22 protein-coding genes are annotated in these 19,915 nt (G+C 71.2%); 10 read left to right on the forward strand and 12 right to left on the reverse strand.

The window, feature by feature from the left end; all coding sequences use genetic code 11:
* Position 1: 1 nt before the first annotated feature.
* From ABZ780_RS14320 to nadA, 3 genes are all read right to left on the reverse strand, one after another.
* The gene (locus tag ABZ780_RS14320) at positions 2-595 is read right to left on the reverse strand and encodes a DUF3043 domain-containing protein (RefSeq protein ID WP_357010807.1); all 594 of its coding nucleotides are present in this window, start codon (positions 593-595) and stop codon (positions 2-4) included.
* Positions 596-665: 70 nt separating this feature from the next.
* Positions 666-2,021 (reverse strand): UDP-N-acetylglucosamine 1-carboxyvinyltransferase, encoded by a 1,356-nt coding sequence (gene murA, locus ABZ780_RS14325; protein ID WP_357010809.1) that lies wholly within the window; start codon positions 2,019-2,021, stop codon positions 666-668.
* A 212-nt stretch (positions 2,022-2,233) separates the two neighbouring features.
* Positions 2,234-3,433 carry a quinolinate synthase NadA gene (gene nadA, locus ABZ780_RS14330; RefSeq protein WP_357486238.1) on the reverse strand — a complete coding sequence of 400 codons (1,200 nt, stop codon included), beginning with the start codon at positions 3,431-3,433 and terminating at the stop codon, positions 2,234-2,236.
* A gap of 68 nt (positions 3,434-3,501) precedes the next feature.
* On the opposite strand from nadA, the gene ABZ780_RS14335 reads away from it, so the two are divergent.
* The 3 genes from ABZ780_RS14335 to ABZ780_RS14345 all read left to right on the forward strand — a co-directional run bounded on the left by ABZ780_RS14335 (position 3,502) and on the right by ABZ780_RS14345 (position 6,357).
* On the forward strand, positions 3,502-4,641 hold the full coding sequence (locus ABZ780_RS14335) for a glycerate kinase (RefSeq protein ID WP_357486239.1): 1,140 nt from the start codon (positions 3,502-3,504) through the stop codon (positions 4,639-4,641).
* A gap of 181 nt (positions 4,642-4,822) precedes the next feature.
* Complete coding sequence (gene erpA, locus ABZ780_RS14340) at positions 4,823-5,191, forward strand: iron-sulfur cluster insertion protein ErpA (protein ID WP_357010816.1); 369 nt, start codon at positions 4,823-4,825, stop codon at positions 5,189-5,191.
* Between the two features lie 188 nt (positions 5,192-5,379).
* Positions 5,380-6,357, forward strand: a complete 978-nt coding sequence (locus ABZ780_RS14345; RefSeq protein ID WP_357486241.1) for a carbohydrate kinase family protein — start codon at positions 5,380-5,382, stop codon at positions 6,355-6,357.
* A gap of 133 nt (positions 6,358-6,490) precedes the next feature.
* Here ABZ780_RS14345 and ABZ780_RS14350 read toward each other — a convergent pair whose 3' ends face one another.
* Both ABZ780_RS14350 and ABZ780_RS14355 read right to left on the reverse strand, forming a co-directional pair.
* The gene (locus ABZ780_RS14350; protein ID WP_357486242.1) at positions 6,491-6,724 is read right to left on the reverse strand and encodes a sulfurtransferase TusA family protein; all 234 of its coding nucleotides are present in this window, start codon (positions 6,722-6,724) and stop codon (positions 6,491-6,493) included.
* Positions 6,721-7,872 carry an aminotransferase class V-fold PLP-dependent enzyme gene (locus ABZ780_RS14355; protein WP_357486243.1) on the reverse strand — a complete coding sequence of 384 codons (1,152 nt, stop codon included), beginning with the start codon at positions 7,870-7,872 and terminating at the stop codon, positions 6,721-6,723. The genes ABZ780_RS14350 and ABZ780_RS14355 overlap by 4 nt, the downstream gene beginning before the upstream one ends.
* A gap of 288 nt (positions 7,873-8,160) precedes the next feature.
* On the opposite strand from ABZ780_RS14355, the gene coxB reads away from it, so the two are divergent.
* Together coxB and ABZ780_RS14365 are read left to right on the forward strand one after the other, a co-directional pair.
* Positions 8,161-9,132 (forward strand): cytochrome c oxidase subunit II, encoded by a 972-nt coding sequence (gene coxB, locus ABZ780_RS14360; RefSeq protein ID WP_357010824.1) that lies wholly within the window; start codon positions 8,161-8,163, stop codon positions 9,130-9,132.
* Between the two features lie 9 nt (positions 9,133-9,141).
* Complete coding sequence (locus ABZ780_RS14365; protein WP_357010826.1) at positions 9,142-9,567, forward strand: cytochrome c oxidase subunit 4; 426 nt, start codon at positions 9,142-9,144, stop codon at positions 9,565-9,567.
* Positions 9,568-9,733: 166 nt separating this feature from the next.
* On the opposite strand, the gene ABZ780_RS14370 is transcribed toward ABZ780_RS14365, so the two are convergent.
* The 4 genes from ABZ780_RS14370 to ABZ780_RS14385 form a co-directional block, all read right to left on the reverse strand.
* Positions 9,734-9,940, reverse strand: coding sequence for a hypothetical protein (locus tag ABZ780_RS14370; RefSeq protein ID WP_357486244.1), 207 nt, complete (start codon positions 9,938-9,940; stop codon positions 9,734-9,736).
* Positions 9,941-10,112: 172 nt separating this feature from the next.
* Positions 10,113-11,156 (reverse strand): anthranilate phosphoribosyltransferase, encoded by a 1,044-nt coding sequence (gene trpD / locus ABZ780_RS14375; protein WP_357486246.1) that lies wholly within the window; start codon positions 11,154-11,156, stop codon positions 10,113-10,115.
* An 89-nt stretch (positions 11,157-11,245) separates the two neighbouring features.
* The gene (locus ABZ780_RS14380; RefSeq protein WP_357486248.1) at positions 11,246-11,641 is read right to left on the reverse strand and encodes a hypothetical protein; all 396 of its coding nucleotides are present in this window, start codon (positions 11,639-11,641) and stop codon (positions 11,246-11,248) included.
* Positions 11,642-11,750: 109 nt separating this feature from the next.
* Positions 11,751-12,740 carry a cytochrome c oxidase assembly protein gene (locus ABZ780_RS14385; protein ID WP_357486250.1) on the reverse strand — a complete coding sequence of 330 codons (990 nt, stop codon included), beginning with the start codon at positions 12,738-12,740 and terminating at the stop codon, positions 11,751-11,753.
* Between the two features lie 108 nt (positions 12,741-12,848).
* Here ABZ780_RS14385 and ABZ780_RS14390 point away from each other — a divergent pair, with 108 nt between their 5' ends.
* The 5 genes from ABZ780_RS14390 (at position 12,849) to ABZ780_RS14410 (ending at position 18,022) form a co-directional block, all read left to right on the forward strand.
* Positions 12,849-13,448, forward strand: a complete 600-nt coding sequence (locus ABZ780_RS14390) for a heme-copper oxidase subunit III (protein ID WP_357010836.1) — start codon at positions 12,849-12,851, stop codon at positions 13,446-13,448.
* Between the two features lie 72 nt (positions 13,449-13,520).
* Entirely contained in the window at positions 13,521-14,357 is an 837-nt protein-coding gene (locus ABZ780_RS14395; RefSeq protein WP_357010838.1) for a cytochrome c, read from the forward strand.
* A gap of 64 nt (positions 14,358-14,421) precedes the next feature.
* A complete protein-coding gene (locus ABZ780_RS14400) occupies positions 14,422-15,510 on the forward strand; it encodes a Rieske 2Fe-2S domain-containing protein (RefSeq protein WP_357010840.1) in 1,089 nt (362 codons plus the stop codon).
* Positions 15,507-17,138 carry a cytochrome b N-terminal domain-containing protein gene (locus tag ABZ780_RS14405; RefSeq protein WP_357486252.1) on the forward strand — a complete coding sequence of 544 codons (1,632 nt, stop codon included), beginning with the start codon at positions 15,507-15,509 and terminating at the stop codon, positions 17,136-17,138. Before ABZ780_RS14400 ends, ABZ780_RS14405 begins: the two co-directional genes overlap by 4 nt.
* 194 nt (positions 17,139-17,332) lie before the next feature.
* Complete coding sequence (locus tag ABZ780_RS14410; RefSeq protein WP_357010844.1) at positions 17,333-18,022, forward strand: DUF4142 domain-containing protein; 690 nt, start codon at positions 17,333-17,335, stop codon at positions 18,020-18,022.
* Between the two features lie 91 nt (positions 18,023-18,113).
* Here the strand turns inward: ABZ780_RS14410 and ABZ780_RS14415 are convergent, their stop codons facing one another.
* From ABZ780_RS14415 to ABZ780_RS14425, 3 genes are all read right to left on the reverse strand, one after another.
* Complete coding sequence (locus ABZ780_RS14415; RefSeq protein WP_357010846.1) at positions 18,114-18,401, reverse strand: Lrp/AsnC ligand binding domain-containing protein; 288 nt, start codon at positions 18,399-18,401, stop codon at positions 18,114-18,116.
* Positions 18,402-18,484: 83 nt separating this feature from the next.
* Complete coding sequence (locus ABZ780_RS14420; protein WP_357486254.1) at positions 18,485-19,339, reverse strand: sugar phosphate nucleotidyltransferase; 855 nt, start codon at positions 19,337-19,339, stop codon at positions 18,485-18,487.
* Positions 19,336-19,878 carry an NUDIX domain-containing protein gene (locus tag ABZ780_RS14425; protein ID WP_357010850.1) on the reverse strand — a complete coding sequence of 181 codons (543 nt, stop codon included), beginning with the start codon at positions 19,876-19,878 and terminating at the stop codon, positions 19,336-19,338. The genes ABZ780_RS14420 and ABZ780_RS14425 overlap by 4 nt, the downstream gene beginning before the upstream one ends.
* Positions 19,879-19,915 lie beyond the last annotated feature (37 nt).

Here is a 19,915-nt window from a genome sequence, read left to right on the forward strand (position 1 = left end):
ATCAGACCTTGTCGCCGAGCTTTACCTGGGGGGCCGGGGCGCGCATCCGCCGGAAGGTGATCGACCGCATCACCGCGTAGAGGTAGAGCGAGCCCATCCGCTGGTCGGTCTTCGGGAAGCGCTGCCGGACCAACTTGCCGATCTTGCGGCAGATCAGCAGCGAGTCGATGACCACGCCCAGCGCCAGCGCGCCCCAGAGCAGGTTGGAGACCAGCCGGACCACCGGCGGCATCGCCGCGTTCGAGCCGATCAGCACGATCAGCGCGCCACCGAAGAACCAGGTGCCGACGGTACGGCGTGAGTCGACCACGTTGCGGGCCAGCAGCCGCTCCGGGCCACGGTCGCGGGGGCCGCCCTCACGGCGGAACTCCGCGGCGGCCTCGGCGCGCAGCTTGCGTCGGCGCTCCCGCTCCTCCTCCTTGCTGAGGGGGCGGGTGGGGCCGGCGGGGCGCCGGCCGACGGTCGGTCGCTTGGGCGTCTCCCGACCCTTGGCCGGGGTGTAGCCCCGGGACCGCTCGGCGGACTCCTCGGGAGTCACCTGGGAGGCGGCCTCGTCGACGAGGTCGGTGGACTTGCGGCGAAAGAGCGACGGCACGCGGCAAGGGTAGCCAACGGTTCGCGCCCGGTGCACATCGCGGTGCACCGGGCGCGAGAAGTGGTCGAGGTTACGGACGCTCGGCGTGCGCGCCCAGGTCGGCGAGCTTCGCCTCGAAGTCCTCGTAGCCCCGGTTGATCAGGTCGACGCCGTACACCCGGGAGGTGCCCTCGGCGGCGAGTGCCGCGATCAGGTGGCTGAAACCGGCCCGCAGGTCCGGGATGACCAGGTCGGCGGCGTGCAGTTTGCTCGGCCCGGCGATCACCGCCGAGTGCTTGAAGTTGCGCCGGCCGAAGCGGCACGGGGTGCCGCCGAGGCAGTCCCGGTAGACCTGGATGTTGGCGCCCATCGAGTTGAGCGCGTCGGTGTAGCCGAGCCGCTGCTCGTAGACCGTCTCGTGGACGATCGACAGGCCGCGGGCCTGGGTCAGCGCCACGACCAGCGGCTGCTGCCAGTCGGTCATGAAGCCGGGATGCACGTCGGTCTCCAGCGCCACCGCGTTCAGCTCGCCACCCGGGTGCCAGAAGCGGATGCCGCCCTCCTGGCCCGGGTCGCCCAGCTTCGGCGGACGCGCGTCGGTGACCTCGTACTCGCCGCCGACGGACCGGAAGATGTTCAGGAAGGTCATCATGTCGGCCTGCTGCGCGCCGAGCACCTCGACGTGACCGCGGGTGGCCAGCGCGGCCGCCGCCCAGCTGGCCGCCTCGATCCGGTCCGGGATCGGCCGGTGGGTGTAGCCGTGCAGCTTCGGCACGCCCTGGATCTCGATCACCCGGTCGGTGTGGACCTTGATGATCGCGCCCATCTTCTGCAGGATGCAGATCAGGTCGATGATCTCCGGCTCCACCGCGGCGTTGCGCAGCTCGGTGACGCCCTCGGCCATCACGGCGGTCAGCAGCACCTGCTCGGTGGCGCCGACGCTCGGGTACGGCAGGGCGAACTTGGTGCCGTGCAGCCCGTTCGGCGCGGAGAGGTGCAGACCCTCGGGCCGCTTGTCGACCGTGGCGCCGAACTCCCGCAGCGCCTGCAGGTGGAAGTCGATCGGGCGCGGGCCGATGTGGCAACCGCCCAGGTCGGGGATGAACGCGTGCCCCAGCCGGTGCAGCAGCGGCCCGCAGAACAGGATCGGAATCCGGCTTGAGCCCGCGTGCACGTTGATCTGGTCGGTGCTGGCGCTCTCCACGTTCACCGGGTCGAAGACGAGCTCGCCGTCCTCGACGCCATCGGTCACCTTGACGCCGTGCAGACCGAGCAGACCCCGGACCACCTCGACGTCGCGGATCTTCGGCACGTCGAACAGTCGGCTCGGGCTGTCGCCGAGTAGCGCGGCGACCATCGCCTTCGAAACCAGGTTCTTCGCGCCGCGCACCCGGATCCGCCCTTCAAGCGGAGTCCCTCCGTGCACGACCAGGACGTCGTCGGTCAACGCAACCTCCAGCGCGTCGGTGCTGCTGTGTTGATGGTGGGGAGCACGAAAACTGTCGTTACCCCGGATGCGGCCATATCGAAACGGCCCGCTTGCGTCGTCGCTCCGGCAGCATAGCCCTCGGTGACGAAAAAGGACTCGGTCACACCGGCGTGTGCGGCATTAATCGGTGATCCGGCACTTTTGTGTACCAGGGGCGCTACGGAACGTGATCAGGTCGCCGCCGGTGGTGGGGTGACCCCGCCGGGCAGGGCGAGCATCTGATCGAGCGCCACCCGGGCGTGGTGGGCGGTGTCGGCGTCCACGGTGATCTGGTTGACCACCCGACCCGCGACCAGCTCCTCCAGGGCCCAGACCAGGTGCGGCAGGTCGATCCGGTTCATGGTCGAGCAGTAGCAGACCGCCTTGTCCAGGAACATGATCTGCTTGTCCGGGTGGGCCAGCGCCAGCCGGCGGACCAGGTTCAGCTCGGTGCCCAGCGCCCACGCCGAACCGGCCGGAGCCGCCTCGATCGTCTTGATGATGTATTCGGTGGAGCCGACGTAGTCGGAGGCAGTGACCACCTCGTGCCGGCACTCCGGGTGGACCAGCACGTTGACCCCGGGCACCCGCTCGCGTACGTCGTTGACGCTCTCCAGGGTGAACCGACCGTGCACCGAGCAGTGCCCCCGCCAGAGGATCATCTTGGCGTCGCGCAGCTGCTCGGGGGTGAGCCCGCCACCGGGCTTGTGCGGGTCGTAGAGCACACAGTCGTCCAGCGACAGGCCCATCTCCAGCACGGCCGTGTTGCGGCCCAGGTGCTGGTCGGGCAGGAAGAGCACCTTCGACCCCTGCTCGAACGCCCAGTCCAGGGCGCGCTTGGCGTTGGAGGAGGTGCAGACCACGCCGCCGTTGCGGCCCACGAAGCCCTTGATGTCGGCCGACGAGTTCATGTACGTCACCGGAACCGTGTCACCGGCGATGCCCAGCTCGGTCAGCGTGTCCCAGGCGGCCTCGACCTGACCCAGCACGGCCATGTCCGCCATCGAACAGCCCGCCGCCAGGTCGGGCAGGATCACCCGCTGGGCGTCGGTGGTGAGGATGTCGGCGCTCTCGGCCATGAAGTGCACGCCGCAGAAGACGATGTACTCCGCGTCCGGGCGGGCCGCGGCCTCCCGGGCCAGCTTGAACGAGTCGCCGGTCACGTCCGCGAACTGGATCACCTCGTCGCGCTGGTAGTGGTGCCCCAGCACGAAGACCTTGCTGCCCAGCTTCGCCTTCGCCGCCGTGGCCCGGGCCACCAGATCGGGATCGCTGGGCGCCGGCAGATCGCCCGGACATTCCACGCCACGCTCGGTGTCGGGGTCGCTGCCCCGGCCGAGCAGCAGCAGAGCCGTCGCCGTGTTCGAGGGTTCCACCCAGGTCGAAGTCACGTGATCCATGGTCCCACAGCGCGAGCACGGCGCAGCTCCGCTCGGTGTGGGCTGCCACACTGCTCGGCATGCGTGTGCTGCTCTGCCCAGACAAGTTCGCCGGCACCCTGCCCGCGCCGGAGGTTGCCGCCGCGGTGGCCGCCGGGTGGCGCACCGTCGCCGCCGAGGATGACCTGCTGATCCGGCCCCTCGCCGACGGTGGGCCGGGCTTCGTGGAGGTGCTCGCCGATGCCCTCGGCGGCCGGCGGGTGCCGGTGCCGACCGTCGACCCGCTGGGCCGGCCGGCGGCCGGTGAGATCCTGCTCACCGTCGACGGCGCGACCGCCTACCTGGAGAGCGCCCAAGCCTGCGGCCTGCACCTGCTCGCCCCTGCCGAACGCGACCCGAAGACCACCACGTCGTACGGGCTGGGCCTGCTGGTGACCGCCGCGGTGGAGAGCGGCGCCCGCACGGTGGTGATCGGGCTGGGCGGCTCCGGCACCAATGACGGTGGCGCCGGCATGCTGGCCGCGCTGGGCGTGACCCCGCTCGACGCCGCCGGCGCCGCGCTGCCGTACGGCGGGTCCGCGCTGGCCGCGGTCGACGCGTTGGATGGCGCGCCCCGGCTGCGCGGTGCCCGGCTGGTCGCCGCCACCGACGTGGACAACCCGCTGCTCGGCCTGCACGGCGCGAGCAACGTGTTCGGCCCGCAGAAGGGTGCCGACCGGGCCGACGTGCTGCTGCTCGACGCCGCGCTGGAGCGTTTCGCGGCAGTGCTGGAGCGGGACCTGCCCGGCTGCCCGGCAGGGCTCGGCGCGCTGCCCGGCGGCGGGGCGGCCGGCGGCCTCGGCGCGGCCATCCTCGCGCTCGGCGGCGGCTGCGAGTCGGGCATCGGCCTGGTCACCCGGGCCACCCGGCTGGACGCCGCGCTGGACAACGCCGACCTGGTGATCACCGGTGAGGGCTCCTTCGACCACCAGTCGCTGCGCGGCAAGGTCGTCGCCGGGGTGGCCGGTGCCGCCCGCGACCGGGGGGTGCCCTGCGTGGTGGTGGCCGGCCAGGTCAGCACCGGCCGGCGGGAGGCTGCCTCGGCGGGGGTGACCGACGCGTACAGCCTGGTCGAGCACTTCGGCGGGGAGGAGGCCGGTGGGCTGGACGCCGCGCTCAGTCGGCCCGCGGACGGGCTGCGCGAGCTGGGCGCCCGACTGGCTCGGCAGTGGAGCCGCTGAGCGCTCCGCGGGCCCGGTCGACACCGCCGCGTCCGGGGCGACCTGCGGTGCCGGTCCCGCCACGCGGGTGAGTCCGGCCGGGGCGGCGTACGATCGGAACTGGACCACAACCGGGAATCACTGGACGGCGCGCGGCGTTGGCTAGTGCGTCCGGACCCAAACCGCGCAGGGAGACTTCCACGTGACCACGCCAGCGCAGACCGAGTCGACCGAGGCCCAGGCCCCTACTTCCGTCGTCCTCACCGACGTCGCGGCGCAGAAGGTCAAGGCTCTGATCGAGCAGGAGGGCCGCGACGACCTGCGGCTCCGCGTCGCGGTGCAGCCGGGTGGCTGCTCCGGCCTGCGGTACCAGCTCTTCTTCGACGAGCGTTCGCTCGACGGTGACGTCGTCACCGACTTCGATGGCGTCGGGGTCGTCGTCGACCGGATGAGCGCCCCCTACCTGTCCGGCGCGACGATCGACTTCGCCGACCGGATCGACGCCCAGGGCTTCACCATCGACAACCCGAACGCGGGCAACTCCTGTGCCTGCGGTGACTCGTTCAACTGAGTCGCGCCACACACCAGCACGAGGCGGGGCCGTCCTTCGGGGCGGCCCCGTCGTCGTGTCGGGGTGCCGGTGGGAGCGGTCCCGGCTCGCCGGTTACCGGCGGGTTGCCGTTGTCCGACCGAGCGGACACCACGGGGTTGCCGGGCCGGTAGGCTGACCGCGCCCTGCTCCCGACCCCGAGGGTTGACATGAAGATCGCCGTGACCGGCTCGATCGCCACCGATCACCTGATGAGCTTCCCCGGCCGGTTCGCCGACCAGCTCATCGCCGATCAGCTGCACAAGGTTTCCCTCTCCTTCCTGGTGGACGACCTGGTGCTCCGCCGTGGCGGGGTGGCGGCGAACATCTCCTTCGGCATGGCGCAGCTCGGGCTGCGTCCGGTGCTGCTCGGTGCGGTGGGCGCCGACTTCGCCGACTACCGCTCCTGGCTGGAGCGGCACGGCGTGGACTGCGACTCGGTGCACATCAGCGAGGTGGCGCACACGGCCCGGTTCGTCTGCACCACCGACACCGACATGTGCCAGATCGCCTCGTTCTACGCCGGCGCGATGAGCGAGGCGCGCAACATCGAGCTGGCTCCGGTCGCCGAGCGGATCGGCGGCCTGGACCTGGTGCTGGTCAGCGCCAACGACCCGGAGGCGATGCTGCGCCACTCGGCCGAGTGCCGCACCCGCGGGTACGCGTTCGCCGCCGACCCCTCCCAGCAGCTCGCCCGGATGCCGGGCGAGGACGTGGTGGCGCTGATCGAGGGCGCCGAGTACCTGATGACCAACGACTACGAGAAGTCGTTGCTGCAGAGCAAGGCCGGGCTGAACGACGACCAGCTGCTCGACCTGGTCAAGGTGCGGGTCACCACGCTGGGCAAGGACGGCGTCGAGATCGCCGGGCGGGGCATCGACCCGATCCACGTGCCGATCGCCCGGGAGATCCGCGCGGTCGATCCGACCGGGGTGGGCGACGGATTCCGCGCAGGCTTCTTCACCGCGCTCTCCTGGGGCCTCGGCCTGGAGCGGGCCGCCCAGGTCGGCTCGCTGCTCGCCACGCTGGTCCTGGAAACCGTCGGGACCCAGGAGTACGACGTCCGCCGCGACCTGTTCGTCAAGCGCCTGGCCGAGTCCTACGGCGACACCGCCGCCGACGAGATCCGCCCCCACCTCCTGCCCTGACCCACCAGCCCCACCCCGGTCACCCCGGTCACCCCGGTCACCCCCGCGATCTTGCACTTTGTGACGCTGATACGCGCGTTATGCCCTTTTTGCCCGGGCAGAAACTGCAAGATCGCGTGGGTGGGTAGGGCGGTTAGTGGGTTCGGCGGATGTCGTAGGCGGGGCCGTCGGGGCCGGTTATGGCCGCGAGGAACTCCTGGCCGCGCATCCGGCACCACGCGGGAAGGTCCACCGCTGCCGCCGGGTCGTCGGCGAGCACCCGCACCACCGTGCCCACCGGCACCTCGGGCATCCGTCGGGCCGCCGCGATCACCGGCAGCGGGCAGCGCTGGCCCCGGCAGTCGAGCACCTCGTCGGGCATCGTCACAGCCCCACCACCCCGGCCTCGGCGCGCAGCCCGGCGACGATCCCGGGCAGCTCGGCGAGGAACCGCTCGACGTCCGCCTCGGTCGTCTCGCGGTGCAGGCTGACCCGGACGTTGCCGTGCGACAGCACCCCCATCGCCTCCAGCACGTGCGACGGCCGCAGCGTCGACGAGGTGCAGGAGGAACCGGACGACACCGCGAAGCCACGCCGGTCCAGCGCGTGCAGCAGCGTCTCGCCGTCGACGTACAGGCAGGAGAACGTCACCAGGTGGGGCAGGCGCAGCACCGGGTCGCCGACCACCTCCACGTCGGGCACCTCCGCCGACACCCGCTCCCGGATCCGGTCCACCAGCGGTGCCAACCGGGCCTGCTCCGCCGCCGCGTCGGCCGCCGCCGCGCGCAGGCTCGCCGCCGCCGCCACCACCGCGGGCAGGTTCAACGCCCCGGGGGTACGCCCACCCTCCCGCTCGTCGGCCGGCCACGGCGACTCCCAGCGGGTGCCCTTGCGCACCGCGAGCACCCCCACCCCGGGCGGGCCACCCCACTTGTGCGCGCTGGCGGTGAGCACGGACCAGCCGGCCGGCAGCGGCACCCGCCCGACCGACTGCGCCGCGTCGACGTAGAGCGGCACCCCGACGTCAGCGCAGGCGGCCGCCGCCTCGGCGACCGGTTGCACGGTTCCCACCTCGTGGCTCGCGGTGATCAGCGCGGCCAGCGCGACACCGGGCACCCGGACGGCGTCCGACCAGGCAGCCAGATCCAGCCGGCCCCGCCGGTCGACCGGCACCGGGTTGGCGGTGCCACCCGCCGCGACGTGCCGCTCGGCGGCGTGCAGGACGGCGGAGTGTTCGATCGCCGAGTGCACCAACGTCGACCCCGACCGGCGCCGCCCCGCCAGGCCACCGAGCACCGCCGCGTGTGCTGCCGTCGTACCGCTGGGGGTGAAGGAGACCTCGTCGGCGCGGACGCCGAGCGTCTGCGCGGTGGCCTCGCGGGCGGCGTCGAGCAGTTGCCGAGCGCGACGAGCCTGGGTGTAGAGCTTGCCCGGATCGGCCCAGCCGTCCTCGAGGGCGGCCAGCAACGCCTGCCGGGCGACCGGATGCAGCGGCGCGGCGGTCGCCGCGTCGAGATAGACCGGGGACGCGCTCACGGTCTCGCCTTTGTTCGCGGCTGCGGGGCTCGCAACCCCGGCTCGCTCCTCGCGCTCACGGTTCTGCCTTTGTTCGCGGCTGCGGGGCTCGCAACCCCGGCTCGCTCCTCGCGCTCACGGTTCCCAACGCTATCGCGGCGGTATGCGCAGGATCCCCCCGATGGGGGCGGAGAGTGACCCCACCACGGCCGAGCCCGTCATGGTCGAGTAATCTGCGACCGTCGGTGACGCCTTTGCCGCCGGTGCTGACGGAAGACGCATCGCGGCGCGCTAGGGAGGCAGGACCAGGTGGTCGCAAGGAGTTCGGAGGTACGGCCGTCGGCCGTACGGCACAGCGCTTCCCCAGGGGTAAGTGGACGCCGGGGACGTGGTGCTGGTCGGTTGGCCGGGCTCGGTCTCGGTGGCGTGGCGCTGCTGGTCCTGCTCACGGGTTGTGACGTGGGCCGGACGTTCGGCGGCTTCGGTTGGCCGCAGGGCGGCATCACGCCGGAGTCGCGGCGGATGTACGACCTGTGGATCGCCTCCTGCATCGCCGCGCTCGTGGTCGGGGTCTTCGTGTGGGGCCTGATCTTCTGGTGCGTCGTGCGCTACCGCAAGCGGGGCAACGCGCTGCCGGTGCAGACCCGCTACAACCTGCCGATGGAGTTCCTCTACACCATCGCGCCGATCCTGATCGTCTCCGTGCTGTTCTACTACACGGCGATCGTGCAGACCGACGTGGACAAGCTGTCGAAGAACCCGGACGTCACGGTCGAGGTCGTCGCGTTCAAGTGGAACTGGCAGTTCAACTACCGCGACGGGCAGGGCCCGGACGCCCGCACCACGGCGTCGACGCTCGGCACCAGTGACGTCATCCCGGTGCTGGTGCTGCCGACCAACCGGTCCATCCGGTTCGAGGAGACCAGCCGCGACGTCATCCACTCCTTCTGGGTGCCGGAGCTGCTGTTCAAGCGGGACGTCTTCCCGGGCAACGTCCGCAACGTGTTCGAGGTTTCCAGCCTGGACGCCGAGGGCGCGTACGTCGGCCGCTGCGCCGAGCTGTGCGGCAGCTACCACGCGTTCATGAACTTCGAGCTGCGTGTGGTCTCGCCGGAGAAGTACGACCAGTTCCTGGCGGCCAAGCAGGGTGGCAAGTCCACCCAGGACGCGCTGTCCGAGATCGGTGAAGAGCCGTACGCGGAGACCACGCGACCGTTCGACACCCGGCGGACGCAGAGCAACTTCAACCCGGACGACGCTCCGGCCTTCCCGGGAAGCTGAGGCAGCCGCATGAAGACCGAGTGGCGTATCTTCCTGATCATCGCCGGGTTCCTCTTCGGCGCCACCATCCTCTACGGCGTCTGGACCCACGGTGAGTCCGGCGGCGTCGAGTGGGTGGGCACGGTCGCCCTGCTGCTGTCGTTCCTGCTCTGCACGATGTGCGGTGGGTTCTTCTGGTTCGTCTCCCGCCGCATCGACCTGCGCCCGGAGGACCGCCCGGACGCCGAGATCGCCGACGGCGCCGGTGAGGTGGGCTTCTTCAGCCCGGGTAGCTACTGGCCGTTCGGCCTGGCGATGGCCGCCTCGATCGCCGCGCTGGGCCTGGTGTTCTGGCAGTACTGGCTGATCGGCGCCGGCATGCTGGCGGTCATCTTCGCCGTCTGCGGGCTGCTGTTCGAGTACTACACCGGCACCCGGCGTACCGCAGAGCACTGATCCATCCGGCCGCGCTCGCGGCCGACCCGTACCGCCACGAAGGCCCGCACCCCGATGGGGGAGCGGGCCTTCGTCGTGATCAACTCCACCTCGGCGATGCGGGGGTGACAGCGCGGCGGGATGCCCCCACGTCGGCGATCTGGCGTCGATCGCGACGCCGCACACCTCAGGCGGCGTGGCGGCGGGTGCGCTGGGGGCGTTGGCGGTCACCCAGGCGGGTGACACGGGAGGCGAACGTGGCGAGGACCACGGCGGCGCCGCAGTTGGTGCAGATCAGCTCGGGACAGTCGGTGCCGTGGCCGTCGACGCAGGGCGGCGCCTCGAACAGCGTCACGCCCTCGCAGACGTCGCAGTGGAGCTCGCGGTGCGACACGGGCGTCTCCTTTTCAGTCCAGGTGAACCGCCCCGGATGCGACAGCGGCGCACAGCGGAAACGGAGAACTACTCGGCTGTAGTTTCACACGCGGGTACGACAAATCCCCACGCACCGTCGCCGGAAGCAGCAAGGGTCACGAGTCGAGAGCGACCGGGCCGCCAGGCGCGCGTCAGGCGGTGGCGGTCTCGATCCAGCGGTCGAGGGTGGCCGCCGCCGCACCGGAGTCGATCGACTCGGCGGCGCGGTCCAGGCCGGCGCGCAGCGCCTCGGTCAGGTCGCCCTCCAGCGAACCCTGGGTGGCCAGTGCCGCCGCCGCGTTGACCAGCACCGCGTCGCGCACCGGACCGGTCTCGCCGGCCAGCAGGCGACGGGCCACGTCGGCGTTGTACGCGGCGTCACCGCCGCGCAGGTCACCGAGGGTGGACCGGGGTACCCCCAGGTCCGTCGCGTCCAGCACAGCCTCACGTACGGTGCCGCCCTGAGCCGCCCAGACGCGGGTCGGCGCGGCGGTGGTGAACTCGTCCAGCCCGTCCTCGCCGCGCATCACCAGCACGGAGTCGCCACGAGCGGCGAACACGCCGGCCATCACCGGCGCCATCCGCGTGTCGAAGCAGCCGACGGCACCGGCGCGAGGCCGGGCCGGGTTGGTCAGTGGGCCGAGGAAGTTGAACACGGTGGGGACGCCCAACTCCCGGCGTACCGGCCCGGTGTGCCGCATCCCGGGGTGGAAGCGGGCCGCGAAGCAGAACCCGATGCCGGCCTCGGTGACGCAGCGCACGATCGCGTCCGGGTCGAGGTCGAGCGGGATGCCGAGGAATTCCAGCAGGTCGGCGGTGCCGCAGGAGGAGGACGCGGCCCGGTTGCCGTGCTTCACCACCCGGACGCCGGCGCCGGCCACGACCAGCGCGGCCATGGTGGAGATGTTGACCGTGTGCGCGAGATCACCGCCGGTGCCGACCACGTCCAGGGCGGTCGAGCGCAGCTCGTCGGGGAGGTCGACCGGGACCGCCCGGCTCAGCATGGTCTCCACCAGACCGGCCAGCTCAGCCGAGGTCTCGCCCTTGGCCCGCAGCGCCACCGCGAAGCCGGCGACCTGTGCGGCGCCCGCCGAGCCGGCCATGATCTCGCCCATCGCCCACGCCGTGTCGGCGGTGGACAGCTCCTCGCCGCGCAGCAGCGAGGTGAGCAGGTGCGGCCAGGTCCGATCGCCCATGACGGGCCTCCCGAGCGTACGAAGTGCGGGTGGGCTGGAACCGGCGCCGATCTCTCCGGCGCCGTGTCGGTGCCGGAGAGCGGGGGACGTCAGGCGGGTGCGTGCGTCCGCAGCAGCTCGGCCACCGTGCTGCCGGTGGTCACCGGGTCGAGCGGGTGCACCAGCGTCGCGTCGACCTCGGCGTACGCGGCGAGCCATCGGTCCGCGGCGCGGGCGATCACCAGGCAGGTCGGCGGCGCGTCGTCCCGGTCGTCCTTGATCTGCCGGGCGATGCCGATGCCGCCGCCCGGGCTCGCCTCACCGTCGAGCAGCAGCAGGTCGATCTCGTAGTCGTCGACCAGGCGGATCGTCTCGGCGTAGGTCGACGCGTCCACGAACTCGACCTGCAACCCGGGTGCGGGCCGGGTGCCGACAGCGAGCCGCATCCGGTCACGGACCTGCGGGTCGTCGCTGTAGAGCAGGACGGTGCAAACTCGATCGCTCATGTGCCGGCACTCCGCTTCCACCTCGTAGCTGCCCGCAGATCGTACCGGTCCACGTGACGTAGCCGACACGCCGCCCGCCGCCGCCCGTCCGGCGTACCGTCGGCGCAGCTCAGGCGGTCGCGGCGTCGGCGGCGCGGTCGCGGGCCTCCTGGCGGTCCAGCTCGCGGTCGAGTCGGCGGGCCTCCCGCTCGGACTGTTTGATCCACTGCACGACCAGCACCGCGATCATCGTCACGCTGACGAATTCGCCACCCGCCCACAGGATGCCGCCGGCCAGCACCTGGTCGGCCTTGGGGTCGGCCCAGCCCAGGTTGAGCGACGGGTACCAGTCGCCGCCGAAGAGCGTGCTGCTCTGCATGATGGTGAGCCCGAGCACGGTGTGGAACGGCACGGAGAGCAGCATCAGCAGCGCGCGTGCCGGGTACGGCCAGCGGCCGGGCAGGGGGTCGAGGCCGAGCAGCGGCCAGAAGAAGACGCAGCCGGTCATGATGAAGTGCGCGTGCACCAGCTCGTGTGCCCAGGCGTGTTCCAGCGTGTAGCGGTACAGGTCGCTGAAGTACAGCACGAACGGGTTGACCACGAAGATGGCGAACGCCACCAGCGGGAAGCTGTAGACGCGGGCGACGCGGCTGTGGACGATCGCCAGGAGGCGCTTGCGCGGCCCGACCGGCAGCGTCCGCAGGGCCAACGTCATCGGCGCGCCCAGCGCGAGGAAGATCGGCGACACCATGGAGAGCACCATGTGCTGGACCATGTGCACCGACAGCAGCGCGGTGTCGTAGGCGTGCAGCCCGCTGACCGTGACCAGCGCGATGCCGCCCAGGCCCGGACCGAGGAAGAACGCGGTACGCGCGATCGGCCAGCGGTCGCCGCGGACGCGCAGCCGGTGCACCCCGTAGAGGTAGAGGCCGGCGGCGAGCACCAGGCCGAGGGCCAGCCAGCTGTCCAGCCGGGTCTCGGTCAGGACCGTGCCGACGGTGAACGGTGGCGGGGTCGCCTCGGCGCTGGCGGCCAGGGTGGACGAGCCCGCCGGGGTGGCCGCGAGCACAGCGGCCGGGACGGCCGAGGTGGCGGCGAGGATCGGATCGACGTGCAGCACGCTTTTCAGGCTAGGCCAGGCGAACCGGACCCTGACGGTCGGCCCACGGAAGGCGCAGGTTTGCCACCCCGCTGATCGCCGCCCCCGGTCAGGGGCAATAATGACGGCGTGACTGCGGCCCCAGCCATTGACAAGAGCCGGATCCACTCTCTGACACGACCCAACATGGTCAGCGTCGGGACGATCGTGTGGCTCTCCAGTGAACTCATGTTCTTCGCGGCGCTCTTCGCGATGTACTTCTCCATCCGCGCGGCAGCGCCGGAGCAATGGGAGAAGCACACCGAGGTGCTGAACATCCCATACGCGACCACCTTCACGGTGATCCTGGTCCTCTCCTCGGTGACGTGCCAGCTCGGCGTCTTCGCGGCGGAGAAGGGCGACGTGCACGCGCTACGGCGCTGGTTCACCGTCACGTTCGTGATGGGCCTGATCTTCGTGCTCGGCCAGCTGAACGAGTACCGCGAGCTGGTCCACGAGGGCATCAAGATCAACGCCGACGGGTACGGCTCGATGTTCTACCTGACGACCGGCTTCCACGGCCTGCACGTGGCCGGTGGTCTGGTCGCCTTCGTCATCTTCATGGTCCGCACGACCATGGGCCGGTTCACTCCGGCGCAGGCGACCTCGGCGATCGTCGTGTCGTACTACTGGCACTTCGTCGACGTCGTGTGGATCGGGCTGTACGCCATGATCTACTGGCTTCAGTGATCTTGGCGCGTCACGAACCGCGCCGCTGCTTCGTCCCCTGAGACAAGGTCCAACCGGTTAAGGACACCGCTCATGACTTCTGACAACGACCGCCGACGCGGCCTGCTCGCGCGGTTGCGCGAGCGGCCCGCCGCGCGCAGCAGGGGCCGCCGCCGGCTGGGCGCCGCAGTCCGGCTGATCGCCGCGCTGATGCTTGCCGGCGGTGCCTACACCGTCTTCGCCCCCGGTGCGCAGGCGCAGGACAACCCGCCGATGACCGGCGCCGCTGCCGAGGGCAAGGCGCTGTTCGACGTGAGCTGTGTGACCTGCCACGGACGCAACGCCCAGGGCGTCGAGGGTCGCGGGCCGAGCCTGGTCGGCGTCGGCGGGGCCTCGGTCGAGTTCCAGGTCAGCTCCGGCCGGATGCCGATGGCCCGGCAGGAGGCGCAGGCGCACCGCAAGCCCCCGCTCTTCACCGACGAGCAGACCCGTCAGCTCGCCCAGTACGTCCAGGAGCTCGGCGGCGGTCCGGTCGTTCCGGAGGGCGACGTGCTCCGCGACGGCGCCAACGTGGCGGCCGGCGGCGAACTGTTCCGGATCAACTGCTCGCAGTGTCACGCCTTCGGCGGCGGCGGTGGTGCCCTCTCCTCGGGCAAGTTCGCCCCGAGCCTGCACCCGGCGACCGACCGGCAGATCTACGCGGCGATGTTGAGCGGCCCGCAGAACATGCCGGTGTTCGGCGACAACCAGCTCCGGCCGGAGCAGAAGGCCGACATCATCGCCTACATCCAGGAGACGCTGAAGCACGACCAGGACCCGGGCGGGTTCAACCTCGGTCGGTACGGGCCGTCCACCGAGGGCCTGGTGATCTTCCTGGTTGGCATCGTGGCGCTCGTCTTCGCCAGCCTCTGGATTGCGGGCAAGTCGTGACCGAGCGGACCATCAGATTCCGTGCCGTGGTGCCGCTCGGCGCCACCCGTAGCGAGGTGACGGCATGAGCACCCACACCGAGCACCAGGCCTCGCAGGGCCCGGAGCCGCTCGACCTGAACGACCCCAGGCTGACCCGGTTCGACATCGTCCGCGAGGGCGCTCGTCGGGACGACATCGAGATCGTCCACTACGAACCGCAGGTGCTGCCCGGCACCAAGGCCGAGCGTCGGCTGACCCGGGTGGTGGCCGCGTTCTTCCTGATCACCGGCCTGGCGGCCACCGCGTTCCTGGCCATCTACATCTGGTGGCCGTGGCAGTACGAGCCGGGCCGCGGTGGCGACAAGCTCTACACGCCGCTGCTCGGCGCCACCCTCGGCGTGGCGCTGCTCGCCGTCGGCTTCGGCATCCTGACCTGGGGCAAGAAGTTGCTGCCCAAGGAGGTCTCGATCCAGGACCGGCACGAAGGCCAGGTGGACGCCGAGGGCCGCACCATCACCGGGCAGACCATGCTCTACATGGCCGACGAGCTGGGTGTGAAGCGTCGCCCGCTGCTGGGCATCTCGCTGCTGGCCGGTCTCGCGCCGGTCGCCGCGGTCGCCGCGGCGCCGCTGGTCGGTGGGTTGATCTCCAACCCGCACAAGAACAACCAGATGTTCCGCACCGGCTTCTCTCCCGCGGAGGGTGGCCAGCGGATCCGCCTCGTCCGCGAGGACGGCCGGCCGATCCGTCCGGCTGACGTCAGCGCCGGCGGTCAGCTGACCGTCTTCCCGGGCATCGACCACGGCGTGAGCAACCTGCACGCCGACTCGCCCACGCTGCTGATCCACCTGCGGGACTCCGACGCGCAGGAGTCGCGCCGGGCCAACGAGCGGATCGGCCACGGCGACTACATGTGGGGCAACTACGCGGCGTTCTCCAAGATCTGCACGCACGCCGGCTGCCCCGCCAGCCTGTACGAGCAGCAGACCAACCGGCTGCTCTGCCCGTGCCACCAGTCCCAGTTCCTGATCACCGACAACGCCAAGCCCGTCTTCGGCCCTGCCAGCCGGCGGCTGCCGCAGCTGCCGATCGAGGTGGACTCCGAGGGTTTCTTCGTGGCGAAGTCCGACTTCACCGAGACCGTCGGGCCTGATTTCTGGGAGCGGCCATGAAGCGTCGAAAGCTTGACCTTGCGGCGACGCCGGGCAAGGCCGCGGTGGGAGTGGACGACCGCTTCCAGGTGGCCACCCCGCTGCGCAAGCTGCTGAACAAGGTCTTCCCGGACCACTGGTCCTTCCTGCTCGGCGAGATCGCGCTGTTCTCGTTCGTCGTGCTGCTGCTGACCGGTGTGTTCCTCACCTTCTTCTACGAGCCGGCGATGACCGAGGTGGTCTACAACGGCAGCTACGCCCCGTTGCAGGGCACCCCCATGTCCGCCGCGTACGCCTCCAGCCTGGACATCTCGTTCGACGTCCGCGGTGGCCTGGTGATGCGGCAGATGCACCACTGGTCGGCGCTGCTGTTCATGGCCGCGATCGTCGTGCACATGCTGCGGGTCTTCTTCACCGGCGCGTTCCGCAAGCCGCGCGAGACCAACTGGATCATCGGCTCGCTGCTGTTCTGGGTCGGCTTCCTGGCCGGCTTCACCGGCTACTCGCTGCCGGACGACGGCCTGTCCGGCACCGGCCTGCGGATCGCCTCGGCGATCATGCTGTCCATTCCGGTGATCGGCTCCTGGGTCACCTCGTCGGTCTTCGGCGGCGAGTTCCCCGGCACGATCATCATCAGCCGGTTCTTCATCGCCCACGTCCTGCTCGTCCCGGGCCTGCTGGTCGCGCTGATCAGCGTCCACCTGGGCCTGGTCTTCAAGCAGAAGCACACCCAGTGGCCCGGCCCCGGCCGGACCAACAACAACGTGGTCGGCGAGCGGATGTTCCCGCGCTACGCGTTGAAGCAGGGCGGCTTCTTCATGGTCGTCTTCGGCGTCATCGCGCTGATGGGCGGTCTGTTCCAGATCAACCCGATCTGGCTGTTCGGCCCGTACGAGGCGTGGGTGGTTTCGGCCGCCAGCCAGCCCGACTGGTACGTCATGTTCCTCGACGGCTCGACGCGACTCATGCCGGCCTGGGAGATCAACATCCCGATCGGTGACGGGTACGTCATCCCGCCGCTGTTCTGGCCGACGGTGGTGCTACCCGGCATCCTGGTGGGCCTGTCGACGATGTACCCGTTCCTGGAGGCGCGGCACCTCAAGGACCGCAAGAGCCACAACCTGCTCCAGCGTCCCCGCGACGTTCCGGCCCGGACCGCGCTCGGCGCCATGGCGGTGTCGTTCTACATCGTGCTGACGCTCTCCGGCGCCAACGACGTGATCGCCGACAAGTTCCAGATCAGCTTGAATGCGATGACCTGGGCCGGCCGGATCGGCCTGCTGATCCTCCCGCCGCTGGCGTACTACGTCACCTACCGGCTCTGCCTGGGTCTGCAGCAGCACGACCGGGAGGTGCTCGCGCACGGCGTGGAGACCGGCATCATCCGGCGTATGCCGGACGGTCGGTTCGTCGAGGTGCACCAGCCGCTCAGCGCGGCGAACGGGCACGGCGACGGCCACGGCGAGCTGGAGTACGTCGGCTGGGTGGTGCCGAAGAAGATGAACCGGCTCGGGGCCCTCGGCCCGGCGGTCCGGGGCTTCTTCTACCCGATCGAGAAGCCGGTCGAGGCGCCGGTTTCGCCGGGGCACCCGCCGGTCGAGGCCCGACCCGAGCACGAGGAGATCGGCAGCGGCGAGAGCCGTCGCTGACCCCCCGAACGCTGCGTCACGTGGCGCCCGCCGGACTCCGGCGGGCGCCACGCCGTTTACCGGCCTTCGTCGCCCAACCGGCCAGGAGTCGGACGGCCGACGCGGGACCGGTCGACCCCGCGCGACGGGCGATCGCAGGAATAACCCCGGTGAGCCGGGTATCCGTGCGGTCCAACGTCTCTAGGGGGGGAAGCATGTTGGGTATCAAACGCCTCGGCCTGTTGGCCGCGCTGGTACTGGTCGGCGTCGCGCCGGCTGCGGCCGCGCAGGCCGCGGCGCAGCCGTCGACGCAGGACACCCAGTATCTGCAGGCGCTGCACCAGGTGAACCTGTTCGAGATCACCGCCGGTGGCCTGGCCGAGCAGAAGGGCCAGGACCAGGGGGTGAAGGACCTGGGCGCGATGTTGAAGACCGACCACACGTCTCTGGACCAGACGGTGCAGCAGACCGCGTCGCAGCTCAGCGTCGAACTGCCGAAGGAACCCACCGCCGACCAGCAGGCGGTCATCGACAAGCTGAACAACGTCAGCGGCGCGGAGTTCGATCGGCTCTGGGTGACCAGTGAGCTGGCTGGCCACGTCCAGGCCATCCAGGCCACCCAGACGGAGATCTCGCAGGGCTCCGACCAGTCGGTGGTCCAGTTGGCCCAGACCGCCCTGCCGACGCTGCAGGCGCACTATGACGAGCTGGTCCAGCTCGCCAACCAGTTGGGTATCCCGGTCCCGCAGACCAGCGCCAGCGGTACGCCCAGCCCGGGTGGCACCGGCACTGAGTCGCCGGCTCCGGGTGGCACCGGCACCGAGTCGCCGGCCCCGGGTGGCACCACCGAGTCGCCTGCGCCGGGCGGCGGCACCACCGAGACGCCGGCTCCGAGCGTGAGCTGACGTAGCGGCAGCAAGGACGGCCGGTTCACCCGCTCGGGTGGACCGGCCGTCGTGTGTCCGGGTCGGCCCGGGCCGTGGAACGCCGACGGCGTCAGTCGGCGCTGGCCAGGCCGATCGCGAAGGCCTGCTCCAGGTCGTGCTGGGAGTACGCCCGGAACGCGATGTGCGACTCGGTGTTCAGCACGCCCGGCACCTTGGAGATGCTGCCCGCGATGACCTGGGCGATCTGGTCGAACTCGCGGACCCGGACGATGGCGATGAGGTCGACGTGCCCGGCCACCGAGTAGACCTCGCTGACGCCGGGAACGTTGGCCAGGGTCTCCGCCACCTCGGGGATCGCGTCGGTGGCGCAGTCGATCAGCACGATCGCGGTGATCACGGCACATTGCTCCGTTCGTTGGCGTCGTCGCCCATGCTAGATGTTTTCCCACCGGGTCGAGCCGGGGGTGGAGCCATCGGGGCTCAGCAGGGCACGGTCAGGTCGTCGCCGGCCCGGACCACGTCCCGCAGCCGCTCGCCGTCGCGCACGGTCGCGCCGGGCCACACCACCGTGCGGCACACGTCGCCGTCCACCCGCGCACCGGCGCCGACCACCGATTCCACACAGCGACCGGTGACCGTCGCCGAGGGGTCGACCAGGACGCCACCGGCGGCGGCGTGCAGGTTCGCCCTCAGGTAGTCGGCGGGGGTGCCGGTGTCGTAGAAGGTGCCCCGGTAGGGCACCACCTCCAGCGCGCCGGCCGCCTCGGCTGGCCGCCAGACGGCGTGTACCAGGTCGGAGAGGACCACCGGCAGGTCACGGACCAGCCGCCAGGGCAGCAGCGACAGGCCGGTGAAGCAGTGCCCGGCGAAGGTGCCAGGTGCCGCCGGGTCGGCGGCGGGCTGACCGAGCAGGCGTACGGTGTGCCCGTCCCAGCCGTCCAGCATCGCGGCCACGTCCGGGCCCGGGGGAGCGGCCGGGTCGGCCAGGTACGCGTCCGCGTTGCCGACCAGCACGGGCCGTCCGTCGATCCAGTCCCTCAGGTTGGCCAGGCCGCCCGCGGTGCCGAGCGGGTCACCCGGCTCTACCGACAGGTGAGCCCGGTCGTCGACGTGCGCGACCACCTGGTCGGCGAGGTAGCAGGCGTTCACCGCGACCCGGGCCGGGCCGGCCAGGCCGAGCCCCGCCAGCCGGGTCAACGCGTGGTCCAGCAGTGGCACGTTGCCCACCGGGCAGAGCGCCTTGGGCACCCGTTCGGTGAGCGGGCGCAGCCGGGTGCCCTCGCCGGCGGCCAGCACCACCGCGCAGACGTCCGCCGGCCCGCCCGCCCCGGTCATGGCGCGGTGTCGGGGATCGGTGGCGGGAACTGCCCGGCCAGCGGCCCGATGTCGTAGTAGGCGAGCAGTCGGGCGGTGGGCCAGGTCAGCTTGGGCAGGTCGTCCAGCGGGTGCCACGCGGCCTCGAAGACCTCCGCGCCGTCGACCGCCAGCGCGGTGTCGGACGCCGGCACCTCCGTCTCGAAGACCATGTCCACCCAGCCCTTGGCGTGCACGATCGCGTTCGGCACCGCCGGGCGCAGCCGCGACGGTGGGAGCCGGATGCCGGACTCCTCGAACAGTTCGCGCGCCGCGCCCACCACCGGCGCCTCGGCCCGATTGAGCAGGCCGGCGGGGAGCGACCATCCCCGGCCGGGCGGCTGACGCAGCAGCAGCAACCGGCCCGCGCCCGTGGCCTCGGCGTCGCGGACCAGGGTGACCGCGCCGACGATGTACTTCGGCACGGCCAGCCGGACCAGGCGCCGGCGCACCGGCAGCGGCAGCCGGTAGAAAGCCTGGTAGAAGATGGCCCGACCAGTGGCGCGGGAACGGGGGATCATGACCCCAGGCTAGTGGTCACGAATGTCCCTCGGATGC

This window comes from Micromonospora sp. NPDC047467 (genome assembly GCF_040643095.1).
GTDB lineage: Bacteria > Actinomycetota > Actinomycetes > Mycobacteriales > Micromonosporaceae > Micromonospora.